Here is a 23,701-nt window from a genome sequence, read left to right as displayed (position 1 = left end):
CACTGGGGGCGACGTAACATTTCTCAACGTTCGTTCGCTATGTTATTTGCGATGCACCTAACGTGTTCCGGTGAGCACCTCAACCAACACTTCCCCAGCAGCTGGCAAGACCGGCTTCCGGCTCCCCAAGTGGGCTGGTTCCTTCGGCGTCCAGATCATCGCAGCCCTCATCATCGGCCTGGTCCTCGGCCTCATCGCCAAGTACACGGGCAGCACCAAGGCAGCGCCCAACGGCCTCGGCGCTACTCTCCAGACCATTGGTTCCAGCTACGTATCGTTGCTGCAGACCGCCGTCGTTCCTTTGATTTTCACCGCTGTGGTGAGCTCCATCGCGAACCTGCGCCAGGTTTCCAACGCCGCGCGCCTGGCATGGAACACGCTGCTCTGGTTTGCCATCACCTCGCTGGTATCCGTGCTGATCGGCATCGGCCTGGGCGTACTCCTGCAGCCCGGTGCGGCCACGGGCATCACCCAGAAGGCAGAGTACGCCGGCAAGACCGGCGACTGGTGGGCCTTCCTGATCGGCCTGTTCCCCAAGAACTTCCTGGGTCTTGGCGCCAGCTCCACCGTTACTGAGAGCGCCAATGCTGCCACCACCGTCAGCACCTCGGTCAGCTTCAACGTCCTCCAGATCCTGGTGGTGGCCATTGCCATCGGCGTTGCCGCCCTCAAGGTGGGCAAGCAGGCCGAAGCCTTCCTGACGTTCAACGCTTCCGCACTTGCAGTGATTCAGAAGGTCCTGTGGTGGATCATCCGCATCGCACCGCTGGGCACCATCGGCCTCATTGGCAACGCCGTGGCCATCTACGGCTGGGACACCATCGGATCCCTGGGCAAGTTCACGGCTGCCATCTACATCGGCCTGGCCTTGGTGCTCTTCGTCCTCTACCCCATCCTGGTCCGCGTCCACGGCCTGTCCGTCAAGCAGTACTTCTCCGGTGTTTGGCCGGCTGTGCAGCTGGCGTTCGTTTCCCGCTCCTCCATTGGCACGCTGCCGCTCACGCAGCGCGTCACTGAACGGAACCTGGGCGTCCCCTCCGGCTACGCGTCCTTCGCCGTGCCGCTGGGCGCCACCACCAAGATGGACGGCTGCGCAGCCATCTACCCGGCCATCGCAGCGATCTTCGTGGCACAGTTCTTCGGCATCAACCTGGACTTCAGCCAGTACCTGCTGATCGTGCTGGTCTCCGTCCTCGGTTCCGCAGCCACGGCGGGCACCACCGGCGCCGTGGTCATGCTCACCCTGACGCTGTCCACGCTGGGACTTCCGCTTGCCGGCGTCGGCCTCCTGCTGGCGATCGACCCCATCCTGGACATGGGCCGCACGGCCGTCAACGTGGCAGGCCAGGCACTGGTCCCCGCCATTGTGGCCAAGCGCCAGGGCATCCTGGACGAGTCGCTCTACAACGCGCCCCGCAACGGTGCCGCGTTCGCTGACGAGTACGCAGCCGACAAGGCAGCAGCAGAAAGCAACGAGCGCGAACTGACTGATTCGAAGGCCTAGCGACCGCCCCCTTGTGAACAGGCGCAAATCCCCCGGGGAGTTCTCCCCGGGGGATTTCCCCGATTAAGGGGCCATGTCTGGATAGGCTCAGACCATGCTGATCGTCACCTCCAATGAAATCCCAGGCCACCGCATTGACGCCGTCTTCGGCGAAGTCATGGGCCTCACTGTCCGCTCCCGTGATATTGGCTCGCAAATGCTGGCCGGTTTCCGCTCCCTCGGTGGCGGCGAGCTGCCTGAAATGACCAAGGCACTCTACGAAAGCCGTCAGGAAGTCATGGCACGCATGGTCAACGAAGCGCAGCAGCGTGGCGCGAACGCCATTGTGGCCATGCGCTTCGACACCTCGGAAATGGGCACCAACTGGACCGAAGTGTGCGCCTACGGCACCGCCGTGTACGTGCTGCCGCTGGGTGAGGGTGAGCCGGGTGCCACAGGCCAGTCGGTCTACCTGACCAAGACTGCCACGCAGCAGCCGGCACAACCGCAGCAGCCCACACAACCACAGCAACCCACTCCGCACCAGCCCGAGCAGCCACAGCAGTTCACCCCACCCACTCCCCCGGCCCAGCCCCACCAGTTCTAATCTGAGTTCTCACGTCCCGCCCTGTTTGGTCACCCTCGCCGTTCATCGGCGGGAGTGGCCAACCAGGCGGGACTTTTTTCGTGCGCACAACCTAGCCAAATTGCGCAGAGTGCAAACTTGCACTTAGTGTAAGTATGTGACCCATACCAGTAGCCAAGAAGCCGCTGCGGAGTCGTCCCACACAGCTGAGCACTCAACGCCCTCACGCCGCGAGCTCAACAAGGCGGCCACCCGCAGCTCCATCGCGTCCGCAGCCTTGGACCTCCTGCGCAGCAACGGGCCCGGCAACTTCACCGTGGAAGACATCGCAGCCACCGCGGGTGTCTCGCGGCGAACTTTCTTCAATTACTTCCCCAGCCTCGAAGCAGCGCTGGCCTCCGTAGCCGATGGCTTCATGGACCACGCACTGGAGCAGTTCCGGCTGCGCCCTGCAGAGGAGTCGATCCTCGAATCCGCCCAGGCAGCCCTCATGGCGCTGGCCGATCCAATGTCCGTGGCACCCATGGCCGAGCTGTTCAGCCTGACCCAGGACAACAGACAGCTTGCGCGCTCCGAGCTTGAAGCCTGGGAGCACTGCACAGCGCAGATCATTGACGCCGCCCGCAGCAGGCTCGGCGCCGGTGTCAGCGAGCTCTATCTCCACGCCCTTGCTGGATCCGTGATCTCCTGCGGCAAAGCGGCAATGACCGTCTGGTTCATCGAACGCGGCCCCGACCTCTCCGCCGAATCCCTCGCGGTCCTTCGCCAGCACCTCATCGATGCGATGGGCCTCCTCGGCGCCGGCTTCGCGCCGCCGTCGAACGCTTTCCCCTCAGCGGCAACAGTCTCCCCCTCCGTTCCAACCACCAAAGATCGGTTCTGACATGGCCTCGTTCCTCTACCGTCTCGGCAAGTTTTCGTATCGCCGCCGCTGGCTCGTCATCTCCATATGGCTGGCCGTCATGGTGGCAGTAGGCGGCTCTGCCGCAGCATTCCACGGCACCATGAGCAACAACTTCACCATCCCGGGCACCGAAACCCAGCAGATGGCGGACAAACTCAAGGAAGCACTCCCGGAGTCTTCGGGTGGTTCAGCCTCAGTGGTCTTCGAAGCGGGCGAGTCCGGCTTCGACCAAGCCAAGAAGGACGCCGTCGCGGCCGCACTGACCAAGCTGCAGGACTTGCCCGAGGTCCAGGCGGTGGTGAACCCCTTCACCACCCAGGAGCAAGTGGACAACGGTGCGGCCGGCATAGCAGCTGGCGAGGCCAAAGCCGCCGAGGGCAAGGCCCTCCTGGATGCTACCGGCGCGCAACTGGCTGCGAGCGAGCAGCAGCTCAACGCAGTAGCGCAGCAGCTTGCCGCTTCCGGCCTCACGCCCGCACAGATCGACGCGCAACTGGGCCAGCAGCGGACAGAACTCGCCGCAGGCAAGGAGAAGTTCGACGCCGGCACCAAGGAAGCGGCCGCTGGCGCCGCCACGCTGGCCCTGAGCAAGAGGCAGATTGAAGCCTCGCAGGGCATCCGGTTCGTTTCCACCGACAACAAGGCCGCAGTGGCCCAGGTGCAGTTCAAGACTTCCATCAATGCCGTGGACCCCGCCGTTCGCCAGGAAGTCCAGGACATTGTCCACGCCGTATCTTCTGCCGGGGTCACCGCGTACGCCAGCAAGGAAATCACCGAGGACGTTTCAGAGATCTTCGGCATCGCTGAAATCATCGGCATCGCTGTTGCAGCTCTGGTCCTGATTCTGATGCTCGGAACGTTGATTGCTGCCGGCCTGCCGCTGGTCATGGCCCTGATCGGTGTTGCCGTGGGTGTGGGCGGAACGTTCGCGCTCACCAGTGTGATCGACATGAGCTCCATCTCCCCCATGCTCGCCTTGATGCTTGGGCTGGCCGTGGGCATTGACTACTCTCTCTTCATCGTCAACCGCCACCGGACTCAGCTCCTGGCCGGTATGGATGCCGAAGAATCTGCAGCACTGGCCACCGGCACCTCCGGCAACGCCGTGCTGTTCGCCGGCCTGACCGTCATCATCGCCCTCGCGGCCTTGGTCGTTCCTGGGCTCCCCTTCCTCGCCGTCATGGGTGTTGCTGCTGCAGCGACAGTGGGGGTCGCCGTCGTCGTCGCCTTGACCCTGACGCCCGCAGTCCTGGCGCTGATCGGCCGCAGGCTCATCTCCAAGCGCGCCTGGGCCAAGGCCGCGAAGCACAACGCCGAGCCCGGCCACGAAGCTGCCGATCGCGAACGCGAAGAGAAGCGCAGCAGCGGCGGCTGGGGCGGCATGGTCACGCGTCATCCGTGGGCTGCCCTGGTGGCAAGCGTGGTGCTGTTGGGCGCCTTGGCACTCCCGGCTTCACAGTTGCGGCTGGCACTTCCCGACGGCGGCTCCGAGCCGGTGGATTCGCAAGCCTTCAAGGCCTACGACCTCACGCGCAGCAGCTTCGGTGAAGGCGTGACGGGACCGATCGTCGTCGTGGGCGAGTTCCCCGAGGGCCTCAGCGAGAACGATGCCAAGAACAAGCAGTTCGACGTCGCGGACCAACTCCGTAGCGTGGAGAACGTCATCGCTGCGGTTCCGATTGCCCTGAGTGAAGACCGCCGCACCGCAGTCTTCCAGGTCATCCCGAAGGAAGGGCCGGCCAGCGCCGGCACCGTGCAGGTGGTATCCGATCTCCGGGCCAAGGGCACAGCTATTCAGGACGACTTGGACGTACAAATCGGCCTCACCGGACAAACCGCCGGCAACATCGATGTCTCCAACAAGCTCGGCGCCGCCTTGCCGCCATACCTGGCGATCGTGGTGGGACTCTCCCTGCTGCTGTTGCTGCTGGTCTTCCGCTCCATTGTGGTGCCCCTGCTGGCTACCGGCGGCTTCCTGCTCTCGCTGGCCGCTGCCTTCGGTGCCGTGGTTGCCGTCTACCAGTGGGGCTGGCTGGGAGGCATCTTCGACGTCGCCAACCCCGGCGCTGTCCTGAGCTTCCTGCCCATCATCCTCATCGGCGTGCTGTTCGGACTCGCCATGGACTACCAGGTGTTCATCACCTCCGGCATGCGGGAATCGTTCATGCACGGCGAATCTGCCAAGCATGCCGTCCGCTCCGGGTTCAGCCACGCCGCAGCCGTGGTCACCGCGGCCGCGATCATCATGGTGAGCGTGTTCTCCGGCTTCATCTTCAGCCATCTCACCATGGTCCGCCCGCTCGGCTTTGCCATGGCGTTCGGTGTGCTGATTGACGCCTTCGTAGTGCGCATGACCATTGTTCCCGCAGTCATGTACCTCTTGGGCGAGAAGGCGTGGTGGCTCCCCAAGTGGCTGGAACGCATCCTTCCTGACGTGGATGTGGAAGGCGCCAAGCTGGAGCGGAGCGACCGTTCAAAGGCCGGATCCGAGGAACTCGTCCACTAACCCTCACTCACATACCAGCTGATATTTCCGAACGCTCGCTCACGTGCTTCAGGCAAGTGAGCGAGCGTTCGGTTTAAGCACGCGGGATGTGAGAGTGCGTCCGTATTAGGCTGGGGACGTGACCCGATTGATTCTCGCCTCCCAGTCCCCCGCCCGCACCAAGCTGCTCACCGAGGCCGGGATCCGGCACGACGTCCTGGTCTCGGACGTGGACGAGGACGCGGTTCAGGCGAAATACGGCGTGACCGATGCCCATGACACCGCCCTGCTCCTCGCCCGGGCCAAGGCGGAGGCTGTTGCGTCCCTCCCTGAAGCTGAGGGCGCGCTGGTGATCGGTTGCGACTCCGTCTTCGAGTTCGACGGCGAGTCCCATGGCAAGCCCTACACCGCCGAGGTGGCGCGGGAGCGGATGCTTCGCATGAGCGGCTCACAGGGTGTTCTTCACACCGGGCACTGGTTGGTTGACTGCCGGGACACCGCCGCTGACGCGGACGACGAAGCAGCAGAGAGTACGGACGCAGTGACCCCCGAGGGCACGGGCGCCACCGTTGGAGCAGTATCCAGTGCCGAGGTCCACTTCGCCCGGATGAGCACCAGCGACATCGACGCCTACATTGCCACCGGAGAACCCCTTCACTGCGCCGGCTCCTTCACTATCGACGGCTTGGGTGGGGCCTTCATCCGCAAGGTGGACGGCGACCCGCACGCCGTCGTCGGGCTTTCCATCTCCACTCTGCGGGACCTGCTGGTCCACGCAAACGTGGGAATCACGGAGCTGTGGGCCGCGGACACGCAGTAGAAGCGTTTTGTAGCAACCCTACAAAGGAACATCGCCTCACACACGGAATCCCCCATCAATATGGGCGGAACCCTCACAATCACGCTAGGCTCCCTGAAGGACAGAAGGAGTCAACAACTTGTCAGCTAACCCGGCGCAGCCCATTTCCAGCCCTCTTACCAAGGTCTTGATTGCCAACCGCGGCGAAATCGCGGTCCGCATCATCCGAGCCGCCCGGGACGAAGGCATCGCCTCCGTAGCCGTTTACGCCGACCCTGACCGTGAGGCCCTCCACGTCCGCCTTGCCGACGAAGCCTACGCCCTGGGCGGCAACACGGCTGCTGAGTCGTACTTGGTGATGGATAAGATCATCGACGTCGCCAAGCAGTCCGGCGCGGATGCCATCCACCCCGGTTACGGCTTCCTCGCGGAGAACGCCGAGTTCGCTGCCAAGGTCATCGACGCCGGCATCACCTGGATCGGCCCCTCACCCGAGGCCATCTCCGCCCTGGGTGACAAGGTGCAGGCCCGCCACATTGCCGAAAAGGTAGGCGCTCCCCTGGTTCCGGGCACGGCTGACCCGGTCCAGAACGCGGACGAGATCCTCAAGTTTGCGGAGGAATTCGGGCTTCCCGTCGCTATCAAGGCTGCCTTCGGCGGCGGCGGACGCGGCATTAAAGTGGCCCGCACCATGGACGAAATCCCCGAGCTGTACGAATCGGCGGTCCGCGAAGCCGTCGCAGCTTTCGGCCGCGGCGAGTGCTTCATCGAGCGGTTCCTTGACGCCCCGCGCCACGTGGAAACACAGTGCCTGGCCGATGCTTTCGGCAACGTGGTGGTTGTTTCGACCCGCGACTGCTCGCTGCAGCGCCGCAACCAGAAGCTTGTTGAAGAAGCCCCCGCTCCGTACCTTAGCGAAGAGCAGAACAAGCGTCTCTACGAATCCTCCAAGGCCATCCTGAAGGAAGCCAACTACCTCGGCGCCGGCACCTGTGAGTTCCTGGTGGGCCAGGACGGCACCATTTCCTTCCTCGAGGTCAACACCCGCCTCCAGGTGGAGCACTGTGTGTCCGAGGAAGTCACGGGCATCGACCTCGTCCGCGAGCAGTTCCGCATTGCACGCGGCGAAGCACTGGGCTATGACGACCCCGAGGTCCGCGGCCACTCCTTCGAGTTCCGCATCACCGGCGAGGACCCGGGCCGCAACTTCATGCCTGCCCCCGGTACCATCACCACGCTGAAAAACCCGACGGGACCCGGCGTCCGCATCGACTCCGGCGTGGAGCAGGGCGACATCATCAGCGGCAACTTCGACTCCATGCTTTCCAAGCTGATCATCACCGGGGCAACCCGTGAGCAAGCGCTTCAGCGTTCACGCCGCGCCTTGGAAGAGATGGTGGTGGAGGGCATCCCCACCGTCATCCCCTTCGACCTCGCCGTGGTGACCCACCCCGCTTTCGCCCCGACGGAAGGCCCGTTCACCGTCCACACACGCTGGATCGAGACGGAGTTCGTCAACAGCATCCCGGCATGGTCGGCGGCAGGCTCCACCGAAGCGCCCGACGCCGGTGAGCGCCAACGCGTCGTGGTCGAGGTTGGCGGCAAGCGCCTTGAGGTGGTGTTGCCGTCCGGCCTGGGTGGCAGCATCGCCGCGGTTTCCAGCGGTTCGGGCGCCAAGTCCGGCAAGTCCAAGAAGCGCTCCCGTTCGGCTGGCGCCACGGCTGCAGCTGCCGGTGGCAACGCGCTCACTTCCCCCATGCAGGGCACCATCGTGAAGGTGGCAGCCTCTGATGGTGACGTTGTGGCTGAGGGTGACCTGATCGTGGTCCTCGAAGCCATGAAAATGGAGCAGCCGCTCACAGCCCACAAGGCCGGTACCGTACGCGGTCTCTCCGCCACCGCTGGTGAGACCGTAACCGCCGGCGCGGTCATCGCCACCATCGAGGACTAACGCAAAGAACCATATAACGACGTCGGCCCCGCACCGTTTGGTGCGGGGCCGACGTCGTACGTGAGCTACTTAGGCGACGTTGTTTTCGTAGTCCATGTCCTTGGTTTCGCGTGTCAGCCAGAGGGCGATGAACGTCACCACAGCGGCGGCGGCCATGTAGGCGCCCACCAGCCAGGTGCTGCCGTTGGCTGCAGACCAGAGCGCAATGGCCACGAACGATGCGGGTGCCGCGCCGATCATCGAGGACAGGTTGTAAGCAACCGCCGACCCGGTGTAGCGGACGTTGGCCGGGAACAGCTCGGGAAGGATGGCAGCCATGGGTCCGAAGGTGAGGCCCATGAGCGTGAAACCCACAATGAGTCCAACCATGGCTGCTGCCTGGCCGGGTCCGAACATGGTGAACCAGAGCGCACCGAACACGAAGATGCCAGCGGTGACGCCCAGCAGGAACTTGCGTCGGCCCCACTTCTCGGCGAGCGGTCCGGAGACCACGGTGAAGATGCCGAAGAAGACGACGCCGATGATCAGCATCCAAAGGAAGTCGGAGCGCGTAATTCCCAAGCCGGGGACAAACGCGGCGATCTGGTCTGCCGTCATGGGCTTTCCGGCCTTCTCAGCGGCGGCCTGAGCGCCGGCCAGCGTGGGCTTGGTGCCGTAGGACAGGGTGAACGTGGTCATGATGTAGAAGAGCACGTAGGTGGCGAACATGATGAAGGTGCCTGCTACCACGGGGCGCCAGTGGCTCTTGAGGGTTGCCGCGAGGGGAACCTTCTGGACCTTTTCCTGCTCGATGACCTTGGTGAAGGAGGCGCTCTCCACCAGCTTCAGGCGTACGTAAAGTCCCACGATGACCAGCACGGCGCTGAGGATGAAGGGAACCCTCCAGCCCCAGGCCAGGAATTCTTCGGCACTCAGGGAGACGTTCATCCAGATGAAGATGACGTTGGCGATGATGAAGCCGATGGGAGCACCCAGCTGCGGGAACGTTCCGTAGATGGCGCGCTTGCCTTCGGGGGCGTTCTCCGTGGCGAGCAATGCCGCGCCGGACCATTCTCCACCCAGGGCCAGGCCTTGGAAGAAGCGCAGGATCACCAGCATGATCGGGGCGAGGATGGCCCACCCCGGCATGGAGGCCGTGGGCAGGAGGCCGATGAGGAACGTTGCAATACCCATGGTCAGCAGCGATGCCACCAGGGTGCCCTTGCGGCCGATCTTGTCACCGAAGTGGCCGAAGACCACAGCGCCAATGGGCCGCGCGAAGAAGGCAACACCGAAGATGGCGAACGCACTGAGCAGCGCATTGATGTCTGTGGCGTCCGGGAAGAAAAGCTTCGGGAAGACGAGTACCGACGCGGTGGCATAGGCGTAGAAGTCGTAGAACTCGATCGTCGTGCCGATCAGGCTCGCGAAGATCACCTTGCCCCGCGAGTTCACTGGCTTAGTGGACTCGCCTTCCTTGGATGGTGCGGTGGAAGACATGTGTTTGCAGCTTTCTTTCACGCCGGCCGAAGCCCCGAGAGCCTACCCGGCGAAGGATTATTCGAGAGTTCAATAATAGTTCCCGGTGTCCATTGACTGGACAACCAAGTCCAACATGCGGACGCACAAGAAAATCTCACCTTGTGGTCCGCGCCACATTACCTCACCACGGCCTCACGCGCCGGTGACCCCGCCGATAGGGAAATGTCACAGGGCGTTTACAAACGGCGACCGTCCACGAAATGCGCCAAACCTACCTTGGAAGAACAACGTCCCCACCAAGGAGGCACTTCCGTGACTGTTGACCGCACCGCAGATGCACTGGCTCCCGTCCAGTCCACTGCCACTTCCACCCTTGAACACCGCCCCGGCCGCTGGATCGCCAACTGGGATGCCGAAGACAAGGGCCAATGGGAGTCCGAAGGCCGGTCCATCGCCAAGCGCAATCTCAATTGGTCCATCTTCGCCGAATTCCTCGGCTTCGTCGTCTGGCAGCTGTGGTCCATCGTGGTGGTCCAGCTTCCCGCAGCAGGCTTCACGTTCGACACCAACCAGATCTTCTGGCTCATCTCCATCCCCAGCCTCGTGGGCGCCACGCTCCGCATCCCCTACACCTTCATGGTTCCCAAGTTCGGCGGCCGGAACTGGACCATCGTCTCCGCGCTGCTGCTGCTGATCCCCACCACCGGGTTGGCGCTATGCGTCTCCAACCCGGAGACGCCCTTCGGTGTCATGCTCCTCATGGCCGCACTCGCAGGCTTCGGTGGCGGCAACTTCGCCAGCTCCATGGCCAACATCACCTTCTTCTACCCCGCCCGGGAAAAGGGTTGGGCGCTGGGCCTGAACGCAGCCGGCGGAAACCTCGGTGCCGCCGTCGCGCAGCTTGTTGTGCCCATCGCCATCACGCTCCTGGCAGCCGGGACCGTCAACTTGCCCATGGCCGGCATCATCTGGATCCCGTTGATCATCATCGCCGCCTTCGGCGCGTACAAATACATGAACAACCTCACCAGCGCCAAGGGCGATGTGGCCGGTTCCCTGGCCGCCCTCAAGGAACCGCACCTGTGGATCATGGCGTTCCTCTACATTGGAACGTTCGGTTCGTTCATCGGCTTCGCAGGTGTCTTCCCCAAGCTGATCAAGGATTACTTCCCGGACTTCTCCTCCATCCACGTCGGCGCTGTGGCACTCTCGCTCGCCTTCCTCGGCCCGCTGATCGGCTCCCTGGCCCGTCCCTACGGCGGACGCATGGCCGACCGCATGGGCGGCGCCCGCATGACCATCGCCTCCTTCGCCTCCATGGCCGTCATCACCTTGACCATGATCTGGACGCTGCCCCTGAAGAACTTCTGGCTCTTCCTCACCCTGTTCCTGCTGCTCTTCCTGGCCAGCGGCTTCGGAAACGGCGCAACGTACCGCATGATCCCGGTCATCTTCGCAACCTCCAGCCGGGCAGCCCGTTCAGGTGCCCCGAGTGCCACCACTGCACGGCTCGCTTCTTCCTCGCTGGGCCTGATCTCCGCGATCGGCGCCTACGGCGGCTTCGTCATCCCTCAGGTACTCAACGCTTCAAACTCGGCCAGCGGCTCCTACACCCCGGCGTTCTACGGATTCGTCGGAGCCTACGTCCTCATGCTCACCGTCTGCTGGGTGATCTACATTCGCCCCGCACAGAAGCGCAACACGATCGGACACATCTAGATGCCCAACGGCGCCGATACCCACTGCCCCTACTGCGCACTCCAGTGCGCCATGACGCTGACCCCGGCTGCACCTGCCGTGGAAAGGACATCGGCAGTGCCAGCAACTGACGCAGCACCGGCCGCGCCCCTGGAGGTTTCCGGACGCGACTTCCCCACCAACCGGGGCGGGCTGTGCCGCAAAGGCTGGACATCGGCGTCGTTGTTGCGTCACAGCGGCCGGGTCACCGAGCCGATGCTCAAAGGGTCCGACGGCGTCCACCAGCCGATCTCCTGGGACCAGGCCCTCATGCTGATCACCTCAGCGGTGAAGGACACCCAACAGCAGTACGGGAAGGACGCCGTGGGAGTGTTCGGCGGCGGCGGCCTCACCAACGAAAAGGCATACTTGCTGGGGAAGTTCGCCCGCCTCGCACTGCGCACCTCGCGGATCGACTACAACGGCCGCTTCTGCATGTCGTCGGCCGCAGCTGCCGGCAACCGTGCTTTCGGCGTCGACAGGGGGCTCCCTTTCCCTGTCACGGACCTGGACACCGCGTCCGTGATCCTCATGCTTGGATCCAACGTTGCCGAGACCATGCCTCCGTTCGTCCAGCACCTGCAAGGCGCACGGGATGCCGGCGGACTGATCGTGGTGGACCCCCGCCGCTCGGCTACTGCTGCGTTCACGTCCGACGGCGGCGGCCTCCACCTGCAGCCGACGCCCGGCACCGATTTGGCGCTTCTTTTGGGGATCAGCCATGTGGTGGTGCATGAAGGCTTGGCCGACGCCTCCTACATCGCCGCTCACACCAGCGGCTATGCCGCCGTGGTCCGCAGCCTGTCCTCCTTTTGGCCGGAACGCGTCCAGTCGATCACTGGCGTGCCCGCACCGCTGATTCGCGAAACCGCCCGCCGCTTGGCCCAAGGCGCCCGCAACGGTGGCAGCTATATCCTCAGCGGCCGCGGCGTGGAACAACACGTTGACGGCACGGACACGGCCACCGCCGCCATCAATCTCAGCCTCCTCCTGGGCCTGCCCGGCTCGGCCCGCAGCGGCTATGGCACGCTCACAGGACAGGGCAACGGCCAAGGCGGCCGCGAACACGGACAAAAGGCCGATCAGCTCCCGGGCTACCGCAAGATCACCGACCCCGCTGCCCGTGCCCACGTCGCCGGAGTATGGGGCATCGACGAGTCGCTGATCCCCGGACCCGGCCTCCCCGCCGTCGAACTTCTCAAGTCCCTCGGACAGCCCGACGGCGTCCGCTGCCTTTTCGTCCACGGCGCCAATGTGGTGGTGTCGGCGCCAGATACCAACGCAGTGATCCAAGGACTCCGCAGCCTTGACTTCCTGGTGGTGTGCGACTTCTTCATGTCCGAGACAGCGGCTGAAGCGGACCTGGTGTTGCCGGTGACGCAATGGGCCGAAGAGGAAGGTACGCTCACCAATCTTGAGGGCCGCGTGATCCGTCGCCGACGTGCACTCACTCCTCCCCCGGGCGTGCGCAGCGAGCTGTGGCTCATGGCCCGGCTGGCTGAGCTCCTTGAAGCGCCCTCCACGTTCAGCGATGATCCCGAGACGGTTTTCGAAGAGCTGCGCCTGGCCTCTGCCGGTGGTCTGGCCGATTACTCAGGCATCGACTACGCCATGCTGGACCGCGGTGAGGCTGCTTATTGGCCGTACCCTGTGGGCAGCAGCGGCACCCCTCGGCTCTTCGCTGACGGCTTCGCCCATGCTGATGGCCGCGCCGTGATGGTTCCGGTGACTCCGTCCAAGCGTGCCGTGCGTTCCTTTGCTGACGATTCGTTGGCCCTGGCAACCGGCAGGCTTCTGGAGCACTACCAATCCGGCGCACAGACCCGGCGCGTGAGCGAACTCCTCGCATCTCAGCCACAGGCCCGGCTCCTCATTCACCCCGGCACGGCGGCTACCCGCGGCATTACCGATGGCGACTACGCCACGGTCACCAACGAGCGCGGCGAAGTGCTCTGCCGTGCCGAGCTCAGCACGTCGGTCCGTCCGGACACCGTCTTCCTGCCGTTCCACTTCCCCGGCCAGGAAAACGCGAACCGACTCACGGAAGCGGCCACAGATCCCATTTCCGGCATGCCGGAGTTCAAGACCAGCCGGGTGTGGGTCCGGAAGGCAGTTGCTGCGCAGGACGCTCCCTCGGCTTCTTCGAGAAATCCGGCCATGGCCGGGCTGCCAGTGCACGTCAAGGAGGCATCATGAGCGAGCGCATTGTTGTTGTTGGATTCGGCCCCGTGGCTGCCCGTCTGGTGGACGAACTCCTGCCCGCCGTCCGCACCGGACTGGTGCAGCTGCTGGTGGTGGGCCAGGAAACCGAGGCCGCGTATAACCGTGTGATGGTTGCCGAGCTTGGCGTCGGGCGCACCACGGCCGGGGCTCTGGCCATGGCTGACGCCGCCGCATTGGAAGCCGACGGGGTGAGTGTGCGCTTGGGCGTCAAGGTCAAGAGGATCGACCGCGCCCGCCAGCATGTAGTCCTCTCCGACGGCACCACTGAACACTATGACCGGCTGGTGTTCGCCACCGGATCCCGTCCCGTGATCCCCAACCTGACGGGCCTTAACCCCGACCCCGCCGGGCCTGTGCTCCCTGCTGGCGTCACCACTCTGCGTGATCTCAAAGATGCCGCAGTACTCCGTTCCGCCGTAGCTGATGGAAAGCGCGTGGTGGTGTTGGGTGGCGGCGTGCTGGGCCTGGAGACCGCCCTCGCCGCGGCCGAAGAAGGCGCACAGGCCACCGTGGTCCACAACGGGCCGTTCCCTCTGGGACGCAGCATCGACCGCGGAAGCGGCGCTGTTCTCACCAACAGTTTGAGGGCGGGCGGGGTCCGGATGGCCGGCAACGCACGTTCCACCGGCGTTGAAACTGCCGGACCTGGCGGCAGCTTCTCAGCCTTGCTGCTGGATGACGGCTCCGCGATCGACGGCGACCTTCTGGTGTTGTCCTGTGGTGTCCGGCCGCGGCTCGAATTGGCAGAGGGGTGTGGACTTCCTGTTGCTTCCGGCATTCTGGTGGATCATCATCTCCGCACGTATCACGAGCCCCACATGTTCGCGATCGGCGACTGCGCTGAAGTGCGCTGCCCTGACGCTGCATGCGTTGACTGCCGGAATGCCTCCGGTCCTTCGGGGCTGGTCGGTCCGGGCTGGCGACAGGCCGAGTGGCTGGCCGAGTACCTCGTGGTCCTGGCGCGGGATGGCCAGGACGCCGCGGACGCACGTGACCCCCTGCCCCAGGAGAAGCCGGGCGTCGTGGTTCTGAAGGCCCGCGGCATCAACCTGGCCGTGGCAGGCGACAACCAAGCCGACCCCTGGGACGAGGAGATGTTGGAAGCCGGCGCCGTCCCCGGGCGACCCCGCCGGCAAATCTCCCAGTGGGCCGACCCCGAACACGGACGCTATGTGAAGATGACCACCCGTGGCGGAGTCCTGGAAGGCCTGGTAGCCGTGGGCATGCCACGGACTGCTGCTGAGCTGGTGGTGCTCTTTGAGCGGACCTCGGAGCTGCCCGCGGACCGGTCACTGCTCCTGCGGTTGGATGGTCCGGACCAACTCGACGCCGGGGCCACCAGCAACGATCCCCAGCGGACCGTGTGCCGGTGCGCCGGCGTGAGTGCGGCCAGTATTGAGGATTCCGTGGTTGAGGGCTGCAGCACCGTGGGTGAAGTATCCAAGGCCACCCGCGCCGGGACGGGCTGCGGAGGGTGCCATGAGGACATCAGGGGGATCATCGAGAAGCACTTCCAAGCGGCTGCTGCCTAGCGTAGCTCGCTCAGTTCGCGGGAAAGCTGCGGGATCGTGGAAAGTTTCCCTGTGTGCTCGCGGGCTTCCCGCGAACTCGTTGCCGGGGATCCCCTTGCTGAGCAGCTCTACTCAGCCAGGAGTTCGTCCGCCAATGCCGAAGCGAACGCAGTGACCAGGGCTGACTTACGGCGCCCGGCCATGGTCTGGATTTGTCCTTCCCGCTGAAGGAAGACCGTATTGTCCACAGGGATGAACACAAGGCCCGCGTCTTCCCGTGCCGGCACGGTGAACCTGCTCATCAGCGCCACGCCCGCTCCGCTGCGGGCAAAAGCCAGGATTGGTCCCACCTGATCCGTTTCCAAGACGATCTCCGGGCTTAGTCCTTCCCGCTGGACAGCGATGTCGAAGAGTTCACGCTGGGTAATCCCTCGTCCCGGAAGCGCGAGCCTCTCCTCGCACAACTCTTGGAGAGACACTGACTCCCGGACTGCCAGCCGATGATCGCGAGTGACTGCCGCCAAGGCTGGAGCAGGCAAAGAGAACTCCACAGTGACATCGCGCTGGGGCCCGAGGGCAAACACTGCGGCAATATCAGCTTTGCCCTCGATCACCTGACGTGTGGCCTCTGCCGAAGGGACAACTACAAGGTTGAACACAACGTCGCTATAGCTGGCAACCATCGCGGCAATGGCCGCAGGCACCCTGCAATGAGCCAGCCCCTCCGCACTGGCGACCTTGATGACGCTGGTACGCCGGGACTCTGTATCCCGCAGTTCCTGAAGCAACGATTCCCCTTCGAGTTCGCTTCTGCGGGCGTGGGCCAAGAGCAATCGCCCGGCCTCGGTAAGCATCATGCCCCGCGGGTGCCTGAGGAACAGCGGAGCTCCGGCCGAGGATTCCAGTTTGCTCATTTGACGACTGATGGCTGATGGCGAGACGTGGAGGATTTCTGCGGCCTCAGTGATGGATCCGGTGCCGGCGACTTCGCGGAAATAGATCAGCGATGTTGGCAATAGCTGCACGTCGCACACTTCCTTTCGGTTTGCATTCAAGTCAAAGCTTGTTGAGAAAAGAATACTGGTTAGTGAGTCAGGCCACATCTAGAGTCGGAGTTAGCCACCACGATTCGAGGAAGCAAAATATGAACCTTCGCACTGAAATCCTTGCTGCTGCTGATGAGCACATCACCTCTGGAGCCTTTCTCAAGGAGCTGAGCACAGCGGTCGCTTACCCGAGCGAGAGTGGCAGGCCTGAAGGAAGAGATGCATTGAATGCATATCTGGAGGACATTCTGACCCGGTCGTTGCAGGATATGGGGTGCAGTGTGGAGCGTTGGGACAGATGGGACGGGAGCGAAAACTCGTTCCTGCTGGGCACCCGGCTGGAAGACCCCAGGCTCCCCACGGTCCTTTGCTACGGACACGCAGATGTTGTGGACGGTCATGAGGGACAGTGGGCAGCTGGCCGCAATCCGTGGGAAGTTTCCGTTGACGACGGTCACTGGTATGGACGGGGCACAGCTGACAACAAAGGCCAGCACCTGCTGAATCTGGCCGCCCTCCGGCTACTGCTCGCCCACCAGGGCAAGCTTGGCTTCAACCTCAAATTTCTGTTCGAATGCGGCGAAGAGATTGGCTCACCCAAACTGGCCGGGTTCGCGGCAGCACATCAGGACCGGCTCTCCGCTGACGTCTTCATCGCCTCCGACGGCCCCCGCCTCAACGCCCATACTCCAACGATCTTCCTGGGCGCCCGCGGCGGCGCAAGCTTCGAGTTGACTGCCGCCCTTCGGCCGAGTTCCTATCACTCGGGAAATTGGGGCGGACTCATCAGGAACCCCGCAACCACCCTGGCCGCGGCCATTGGCACATTGGTGGACGGTCATGGGCGGGTTCAGCTCCCCGGGCTGCTCCCGCAGTCCCTGCCGGACTCTGTACGGCGCGCCTTGGCCAATGTCCGGGTTGTGCCCGGCCGCGAAGACCCGCCCGTTGATGAGGGATGGGGCGATGCCAGCCTTAGCGCCGCTGAGCGCGTCTACGGCTGGAACACCCTGGAAGTCCTGGCCCTCGGAGCCGCAGACGTGGACAACCCCGTCAATGCCATTCCCGGAACCGCGCGGGCAATCCTGCAACTTCGATTCGTCACCGGGACAGAGACCAACAGCTTGGAGAGCCGGCTTCAGGATCATTTGGATGCCATGGGCTTTGGCATGGTCAAAGCACGCCTCACCACGGTCTTTCCTGCCAGCAGGTTGGATCCGGACAATCCCTGGGTTGCGTGGGCCAGCCAGTCCATCGCGGAGACCACGGGCACGGCACCGGCGATCCTGCCCAACATCGGCGGCTCCCTGCCCAACCACGTGTTCGAGGACATTCTGGGGCTGCCTACACTCTGGATCCCGCACTCCTACCCCGGCTGCCTCCAGCACGCTCCCAACGAACACATGCTCGAATCCATCGCACGCGAAGGCTTGAAGATCGCGTGCGGACTCTTCCACGATCTAGGCCGAACCCAGGTTCCGGTCCCCGCACACAACCTCACAGCCGCCCACGCCTGAATGGCACTAGCTACCATCGAGGGAACACCATGAAAACAACACCCAACGCCGATCCTGCCCAGCAGCCGGCACCGGTTGGCGTCAACGACGACGTTGAACGCCCTCAGTCCAGGAAATCCACTACGCGAGGGATCGCTGCCGCGACGGTAGGCAACGCCCTGGAGTGGTTCGACATGGGTATCTATGCCCTGCTTGCCATCTACATCGGCCGCAACTTCTTTCCGGCTGACAACCCGGCAGTGGAACTGATCCAAGCCTTTGCCGTCTTTGGAGCCTCCTACCTGATACGCCCCCTCGGCGGCCTGATCCTCGGCTCCTACGCCGATCGGAAGGGGCTCAAGAAGGGACTCATGCTGACCATCCGCCTGATGGTGATCGGCACCGCGATGATCGCCTTCATGCCCGGCTACGACCAGATTGGGATGCTCGCTCCAATCGGCATCATCCTTGCCCGCCTGGTCCAGGGATTCTCAGCCGGTGGGGAGTTTGGGGCCGCGACATCGTTCCTCATCGCCCAGGACTCCAAGCGCAAGGGCTTTCTGGGGAGTTTCCAATTCGCCAGCCAGGGCTTGGGATCGCTCATGGCGGCCATCTTCGTCGCCGTCCTCACCTCTTTGCTGTCCGCATCAGACATGAGTGACTGGGGCTGGCGCATCCCGTTCATTTTCGGGCTGTTGGTCGGCCCGGCGGGCTACTTCATCCGGAAGCATGTGGATGAAGCACCGATCGTGCGGAGCGGCGATACCGGGGCCACAACATCCCCCATCCTGGATGTTTTCAAGACTCAAAAACTGGGGATCTTCATTGCCGCCGGGGCCCTTGCCATCTCCACGGCCGTAAACTTCATCCTGCAATACATGCCCACCTACGGCATCAAACAGCTGGGGCTCGACCCGTCGGCTTCCTTTAGCTGCCTGGTCATCACAGGCGTCATCCTCACCTTCGGCACACCGGTGGTGGGACATCTCTCGGACAAGTTTGGACGCCTGCGAATCATGATCCCCACGGCGATACTGACCGCGCTGATGGTGATTCCGCTGTTCCTGTGGCTCACCGCCGGGAGGTCATTCCTGGTGCTGGCTACCACCATGACCATCCTCGGGTGCCTGAAGGCGGCCTACTTTGGGGCGCTGCCCTCGGTCATGTCGGATGCCTTCGATGCCCGGTCCCGGGCAACGGGATTGTCCTTCAGCTACAACGCTTCCGTGGCCGCCTTCGGTGGTTTCACTCCCATGATCGCGGCCTACCTGATCGAGATCACAGGACAGGACGTAGCTCCTGCCTACTACCTGGCCATCCTGGCCTGTCTGAGCCTGGTGGCGCTGGGAGCGGGGCTCAGATTCAGGGGCATCCGCTAAGTCCTGGCAGCAGAAACGCCCGCTTCGGGGGTTCCCTGCTGAACGTGCCGTGCGCACGGCATCATCAGCAGCCAACCCCCGAAACGGGCGTCTGTGCTGGGTGGGGAAGCTACATGTGCACGTGCAGGCGCCGCGCAGCCTCCGAGATGGAGCCAGTGAGCGACGGATACACCGTGAAGGCGCTGGCTACATCGTCCACGTGGAGCTTCTGGGTCACGGCCACGGAGATCGGGAAGATGAGCTCGGAGGCGTTCGGCCCAACCACCACGCCACCGATCACGGTGCCGGATCCCTTGCGGGCGATGATCTTCACGAAGCCATCCTTGGTGTTGCGCATCTTGGCGCGGGCATTGCTGAGCAGGGACAGCATCACCACGTCACCCTGGTACTTGCCGGACGCGAGGTCAGCTTCGGAGACGCCCACTGAGGCGATCTCGGGGGACGTAAAGATGTTGGAGGCCACTTGGTTGAGCTTCAGCGGCTTCACCCCATCGCCCATGAAGTGTGCGATCGCGATGCGGCCCTGCATGGCTGCAACGGATGCCAGGGCGAAGACGCCCGTGCAGTCGCCGGCAGCGTAAATGTTGGGGGCGGTGGTGCGGGAAACACCGTCCACCTTGATGTGCCCGGACTCCGTGAGGGTCACGCCGGCTTCTTCAAGGCCGATGCCGGCAGTGTTGGGGATGGAACCCACACACACGAGGCAGTGCGAACCTGTCACGACCGAACCGTCACCCAAGGTGACCTTCACGCCGTCGTCCGTTCGCTCCACTGCGTTGGCGCGGGACTTGGACAGAACGTTGACGCCGCGACGCTCGAAAACGCCTTCAAGTAACTTGGCGGCGTCGGTGTCCTCGCCAGGGAGGACCTGGTCACGGCTGGAGATCAGGGTGACCTTGGAGCCCAGGCCGTTGTACGCGGATGCGAACTCGGCACCGGTCACGCCCGAACCGACAACAATAAGTTCCTCGGGAAGTTCGTCCAGGTTGTAGATCTGGGCCCAGTTGAGGATGCGTTCGCCGTCGGGCTTGGCCGTGGGGAGTTCACGCGGGTGGGCACCGACGGCCAGAAGGATGGCGTCGGCATCGATGGTGCGGGTGCCATCAATGGTGAGAACTTCGATGGTGTTGTTGTCCAGAAGTTTGCCCGAACCGATGACGATCTCCACGCCCAATCGCTCAAGACCGGCCCGGATGTCCTCGGACTGTCCGTGGGCAAGGTTCAGCACGCGATCGTTGATGTGCTTGAGGTCCGCGCGGGGCTTGGAAGCCGTACCGTCGCCGTCGAACTTCACGCCGAGCTCGTCCGCCTCACCAACGCGCGTCATGAGGTCGGCGGTGGCAATAAGGGTTTTGGAAGGCACGACGTCGGTCAGCACCGCGGAGCCGCCGAGGCCTGCCCGCTCGATGATCGTGACGTGCGCGCCGAGTGAGGCGGCCACCATGGCAGCTTCATATCCGCCGGGACCACCTCCCAGGATCGCGATACGGGGGGCACTGAAGTCAACTTGGGTGGTCACAATCCTCAATTCTCACTCATTGCCCCGCCGGTTGCCACCCAGCCGAACCTCACCCAGGCTCCATCCCTACCAAAGTCCAGCAGCTGCAAGGTAGCTTGTACCAGTGAGTAACACTGAGCTGATGAACACTGACCCTTTCGAGGCCGCGAAAGCCGCCGCAGACTTCATCGCCGCGGAGACCGGCGTCGAGTCCCATGACGTAGCACTGGTGCTCGGATCCGGGTGGGCGGAAGCCGCCGATCTGATCGGGGAAACCACCGCCACCCTGAACGCATCCGAGGTTCCCGGTTTCCATAAGCCGGCGGTGGTGGGCCACGTGGGCACCATCCGCTCCGTCCTCACCAAGGAGGGCAAGCGGGCCCTGGTCCTCGGTGCCCGGACGCACTACTACGAGGGCCGCGGTGTCCGGTCGGTAGTCCACGGCGTGCGCACCGCTGCGGCCGCCGGATGCAAGACACTGGTCCTTACCAACGGCTGTGGCGGACTCAATGAGGACTGGACCCCGGGCACCCCCGTGCTCATCAGCGACCACATCAACCTCACTGCTACCTCGCCTCTTGAAGGCGCAACGTTCGTTGACCTCACCGACCTCTACTCCTCACGGATCCGAGACCTCGCCCGCGACGTGGATCCGTCGCTGCAGGAAGGCGTGTACGCGCAGTTCACAGGCCCTCACTACGAGACACCGGCAGAGGTTCAGTACGCCAAGCGGATCGGGGCCGACCTGGTGGGCATGTCCACGGCGCTGGAGGCAATCGCCGGCCGCCATGCAGGGATGGAAGTTTTTGGCATCTCCCTGGTAACCAACTTGGCAGCCGGTATCAGCCCGGTCCCTTTGAGCCACGCGGAAGTCCTGGAAGCCGGACATGCAGCAGGCAAGCGGATCTCCAAGCTTCTGGCCGAAATCATCGCCAAACTCTAGTCGACTTCACCAGCGCGGCACTTTCCCAGCTAAGTGCTTCCCATCAGCATTGCTTCCCATCAACACTGCGGGGCCACCCTCACCGGTGGCCCCGCAGTGTCATTTAAGTGACCCCGCAGCACAGTTTAAAGGTGCGCGCTAACAACCGTGTCGTGGAATTAAACGCACAGGATAAATCTGATGTGCGTCGAAACATTTGACCCGTCCTGCCCAAAAATGCCACGCGCGCACGTTGACAATGTAAGCGCTTGCGCACGTACTCGGGAGTAGCCCTGGAGGCCCACGAAACTCCCTTTGATCTGAGACCTAACACGTGTCAGCGTGGAGAGTGCCCCGGTAAGTCGACGTGCCGGAGCCACCGCGGCGGACAGCTGTAAAGCTCCCCCGCACCTCGAAAACAATGGCGTCCCTCGGTGACGCCTTGAGCGGCTCGATGGACGCCTGAGTAGAGAACCCCACCAAGGGTTCAGGGCATGCGCCCCACTCCACGAAGTCCAACTCCGCGAGAAGAGCAAGCATGAACACGCACTTAACCCCTCAACCGCCGCGCCGCCGGCTGCGACAGGCAGTAGCCCTCGCAGCAGCGGCCGGCGTGGCCGGCAGCATCCTGCTGGTGACGCCTGCCGCGCAGGCCAACCTGCCGGCCGACCCGCCGTCGAGCACCATGCCGGCACCCACGCCCGGCTTCCCGCTGCCGACCACCCACACGCAGCAGGCCTATGATCCCGCGGCAGACTTCACGTCCAAGTGGACGCGAGCCGACGCCAAGCAGATCATGGCCCAGAGCAACCCCAACGTTGCCCCGGGACAGAACTCCATGAGCCCCAACGTCACCATGCCGGAGATCCCCAAGGACTTCCCTGCCATGAACGACGACGTCTGGGTTTGGGACACGTGGTCCCTGACGGATGAGAACGCCAACCAGATCAGCTACAAGGGCTGGGACGTCATCTTCTCCCTGGTTGCCGACCGGAACGCCGGCTATGGCTTCGACCAGCGCCACTGGAACGCCAGGATCGGCTACTTCTTCCGCAAGACCAACGCCGATCCCGCCAAGGACAAATGGAACTACGGCGGACACCTGTTCCTGGACAACACGTCCATCGGGAACACGGAATGGTCAGGTTCCACGCGCCTCATGCAGGGCAACAAGATCAACGTGTTCTACACGGCCACCACGTTTTACGACGTCGCCGAGCGGAATGCGGGCGGCGGAGGTATCGCCCCGGACGCCGCAATAGCCAAGGCGCTGGGCACCATCCATGCCACCAAGGACGGCGTGACCTTCGACGGCTTCCAGCACACCAAACTGCTGGAACCGGACGGAAAGCTGTACCAGAACAAAGCGCAGAACCCCGGCTTCGCTTTCCGTGACCCGTACACCTTCGCGGACCCCGCCCATCCGGGCAAGACTTTCATGGTCTTCGAAGGCAACACCGGCGGCACCCGCGGCTCCTACAAGTGCAAGCAGGAAGACCTCGGCTATGCCCCGGGCGACCCCAATGCCGAGACCCTGGCCCAGGTCAACAGCACCGGCGCCTGGTACCAGACTGCCAACGTGGGGCTCGCCGTCGCGGACAACAAGGACCTCACCAAGTGGAGCTTCCTGCCTCCGATCCTCTCCGCCAATTGCGTGAACGATCAGACTGAGCGTCCGCAGATCTTCATCCAGAACGAGAACGGCAAGAACAAGTACTACCTGTTCACCATCAGCCACCAGTTCACGTATGCAGATGGAATGCGCGGCCCGGACGGCGTCTACGGCTTCGTCGGCAACGGTGTCCGCTCCGACTACCAGCCGGTCAACAACAGCGGCCTGGCCCTGGGCTCCCCCACGGACCTGAACATGCCGGCGAACGCACCGGAAGGTCCGGACCCGCGCCAGAACGGCCGGCAGTTCCAGGCGTACTCGCACTACGTCCAACCAGGTGGGCTCGTCCAGTCATTCATCGACAACGTGGACGGCGTCCGCGGCGGCTCCCTGTCACCCACCGTGAAAATGAACTTTCAGGGCGGAGTGACTCAGGTGGACCGCAGCTTCGGCCATAACGGCCTTGGGCCGTTCGGCTACCTTCCCACCAACGTCCGTGTTGGCGGCGAAGGCCTCTACAAGTAAGCAGGAACACCCCGGCCATGAGGCCATGGCAGGGGTGACCGATCCCGCGAGGACCGGCACCCCTGCCACCCCAACCCCAGGATCTT

General features: G+C 63.7%; 17 protein-coding genes. 13 read left to right on the top strand and 4 right to left on the bottom strand.

Annotation, left to right across the window (positions count from 1 at the left end; genetic code table 11):
* Positions 1–70 precede the first annotated feature (70 nt).
* The 6 genes from AR689_RS04165 to AR689_RS04140 all read left to right on the top strand — a co-directional run bounded on the left by AR689_RS04165 (position 71) and on the right by AR689_RS04140 (position 8,208).
* Entirely contained in the window at positions 71–1,504 is a 1,434-nt protein-coding gene (locus tag AR689_RS04165) for a dicarboxylate/amino acid:cation symporter (RefSeq protein WP_062067211.1), read from the top strand.
* A gap of 94 nt (positions 1,505–1,598) precedes the next feature.
* Complete coding sequence (locus AR689_RS04160; RefSeq protein ID WP_062067208.1) at positions 1,599–2,090, top strand: YbjQ family protein; 492 nt, start codon at positions 1,599–1,601, stop codon at positions 2,088–2,090.
* A gap of 136 nt (positions 2,091–2,226) precedes the next feature.
* Positions 2,227–2,952: a TetR/AcrR family transcriptional regulator gene (locus AR689_RS04155; RefSeq protein ID WP_062067205.1), complete on the top strand. Its 726-nt coding sequence runs from the start codon at positions 2,227–2,229 to the stop codon at positions 2,950–2,952.
* A gap of 1 nt (position 2,953) precedes the next feature.
* The gene (locus AR689_RS04150; RefSeq protein WP_062067202.1) at positions 2,954–5,479 is read left to right on the top strand and encodes an MMPL family transporter; all 2,526 of its coding nucleotides are present in this window, start codon (positions 2,954–2,956) and stop codon (positions 5,477–5,479) included.
* A gap of 118 nt (positions 5,480–5,597) precedes the next feature.
* On the top strand, positions 5,598–6,278 hold the full coding sequence (locus AR689_RS04145; protein ID WP_062067200.1) for a Maf family protein: 681 nt from the start codon (positions 5,598–5,600) through the stop codon (positions 6,276–6,278).
* A gap of 118 nt (positions 6,279–6,396) precedes the next feature.
* Positions 6,397–8,208: an acetyl/propionyl/methylcrotonyl-CoA carboxylase subunit alpha gene (locus AR689_RS04140; protein ID WP_062067197.1), complete on the top strand. Its 1,812-nt coding sequence runs from the start codon at positions 6,397–6,399 to the stop codon at positions 8,206–8,208.
* 69 nt (positions 8,209–8,277) lie between these two features.
* Here the strand turns inward: AR689_RS04140 and AR689_RS04135 are convergent, their stop codons facing one another.
* Entirely contained in the window at positions 8,278–9,687 is a 1,410-nt protein-coding gene (locus tag AR689_RS04135) for an MFS transporter (protein WP_062067194.1), read from the bottom strand.
* Between the two features lie 294 nt (positions 9,688–9,981).
* On the opposite strand from AR689_RS04135, the gene AR689_RS04130 reads away from it, so the two are divergent.
* Genes AR689_RS04130 through AR689_RS04120 form a run of 3 tightly spaced genes read left to right on the top strand, consistent with a single transcriptional unit; the run spans position 9,982 to position 15,161 of the window.
* Positions 9,982–11,388 carry an MFS transporter gene (locus tag AR689_RS04130; RefSeq protein WP_062067191.1) on the top strand — a complete coding sequence of 469 codons (1,407 nt, stop codon included), beginning with the start codon at positions 9,982–9,984 and terminating at the stop codon, positions 11,386–11,388.
* Positions 11,389–13,602, top strand: a complete 2,214-nt coding sequence (locus AR689_RS04125) for a molybdopterin oxidoreductase family protein (protein WP_062067187.1) — start codon at positions 11,389–11,391, stop codon at positions 13,600–13,602.
* On the top strand, positions 13,599–15,161 hold the full coding sequence (locus AR689_RS04120; protein ID WP_062067185.1) for an FAD-dependent oxidoreductase: 1,563 nt from the start codon (positions 13,599–13,601) through the stop codon (positions 15,159–15,161). Before AR689_RS04125 ends, AR689_RS04120 begins: the two co-directional genes overlap by 4 nt.
* Before the next feature lie 107 nt (positions 15,162–15,268).
* On the opposite strand, the gene AR689_RS04115 is transcribed toward AR689_RS04120, so the two are convergent.
* Positions 15,269–16,165 carry a LysR family transcriptional regulator gene (locus AR689_RS04115; protein ID WP_062067182.1) on the bottom strand — a complete coding sequence of 299 codons (897 nt, stop codon included), beginning with the start codon at positions 16,163–16,165 and terminating at the stop codon, positions 15,269–15,271.
* A gap of 119 nt (positions 16,166–16,284) precedes the next feature.
* Between AR689_RS04115 and AR689_RS04110 the strand changes: the two genes are divergently transcribed.
* On the top strand, positions 16,285–17,700 hold the full coding sequence (locus AR689_RS04110; RefSeq protein ID WP_062067165.1) for a M20 family metallopeptidase: 1,416 nt from the start codon (positions 16,285–16,287) through the stop codon (positions 17,698–17,700).
* 29 nt (positions 17,701–17,729) lie between these two features.
* Positions 17,730–19,058, top strand: coding sequence for an MFS transporter (locus AR689_RS04105; protein ID WP_082697789.1), 1,329 nt, complete (start codon positions 17,730–17,732; stop codon positions 19,056–19,058).
* A 109-nt stretch (positions 19,059–19,167) separates the two neighbouring features.
* On the opposite strand, the gene AR689_RS04100 is transcribed toward AR689_RS04105, so the two are convergent.
* Complete coding sequence (locus AR689_RS04100) at positions 19,168–20,577, bottom strand: NAD(P)H-quinone dehydrogenase (RefSeq protein WP_062068590.1); 1,410 nt, start codon at positions 20,575–20,577, stop codon at positions 19,168–19,170.
* A gap of 121 nt (positions 20,578–20,698) precedes the next feature.
* Between AR689_RS04100 and AR689_RS04095 the strand changes: the two genes are divergently transcribed.
* Complete coding sequence (locus AR689_RS04095; RefSeq protein ID WP_197412803.1) at positions 20,699–21,499, top strand: purine-nucleoside phosphorylase; 801 nt, start codon at positions 20,699–20,701, stop codon at positions 21,497–21,499.
* A 306-nt stretch (positions 21,500–21,805) separates the two neighbouring features.
* Here AR689_RS04095 and AR689_RS04090 read toward each other — a convergent pair whose 3' ends face one another.
* Positions 21,806–22,018: a hypothetical protein gene (locus AR689_RS04090; RefSeq protein WP_156424527.1), complete on the bottom strand. Its 213-nt coding sequence runs from the start codon at positions 22,016–22,018 to the stop codon at positions 21,806–21,808.
* Here AR689_RS04090 and AR689_RS04085 point away from each other — a divergent pair.
* A complete protein-coding gene (locus AR689_RS04085) occupies positions 22,017–23,615 on the top strand; it encodes a glycoside hydrolase family 68 protein (protein ID WP_062067156.1) in 1,599 nt (532 codons plus the stop codon). The two genes, AR689_RS04090 and AR689_RS04085, sit on opposite strands and share 2 nt — an antisense overlap.
* Positions 23,616–23,701: the final 86 nt, after the last annotated feature.

Source organism: Arthrobacter sp. EpRS71, assembly GCF_001512285.1.
Taxonomy (GTDB): domain Bacteria; phylum Actinomycetota; class Actinomycetes; order Actinomycetales; family Micrococcaceae; genus Arthrobacter.
This window is presented reverse-complemented; position numbering and strand designations above follow the sequence as displayed.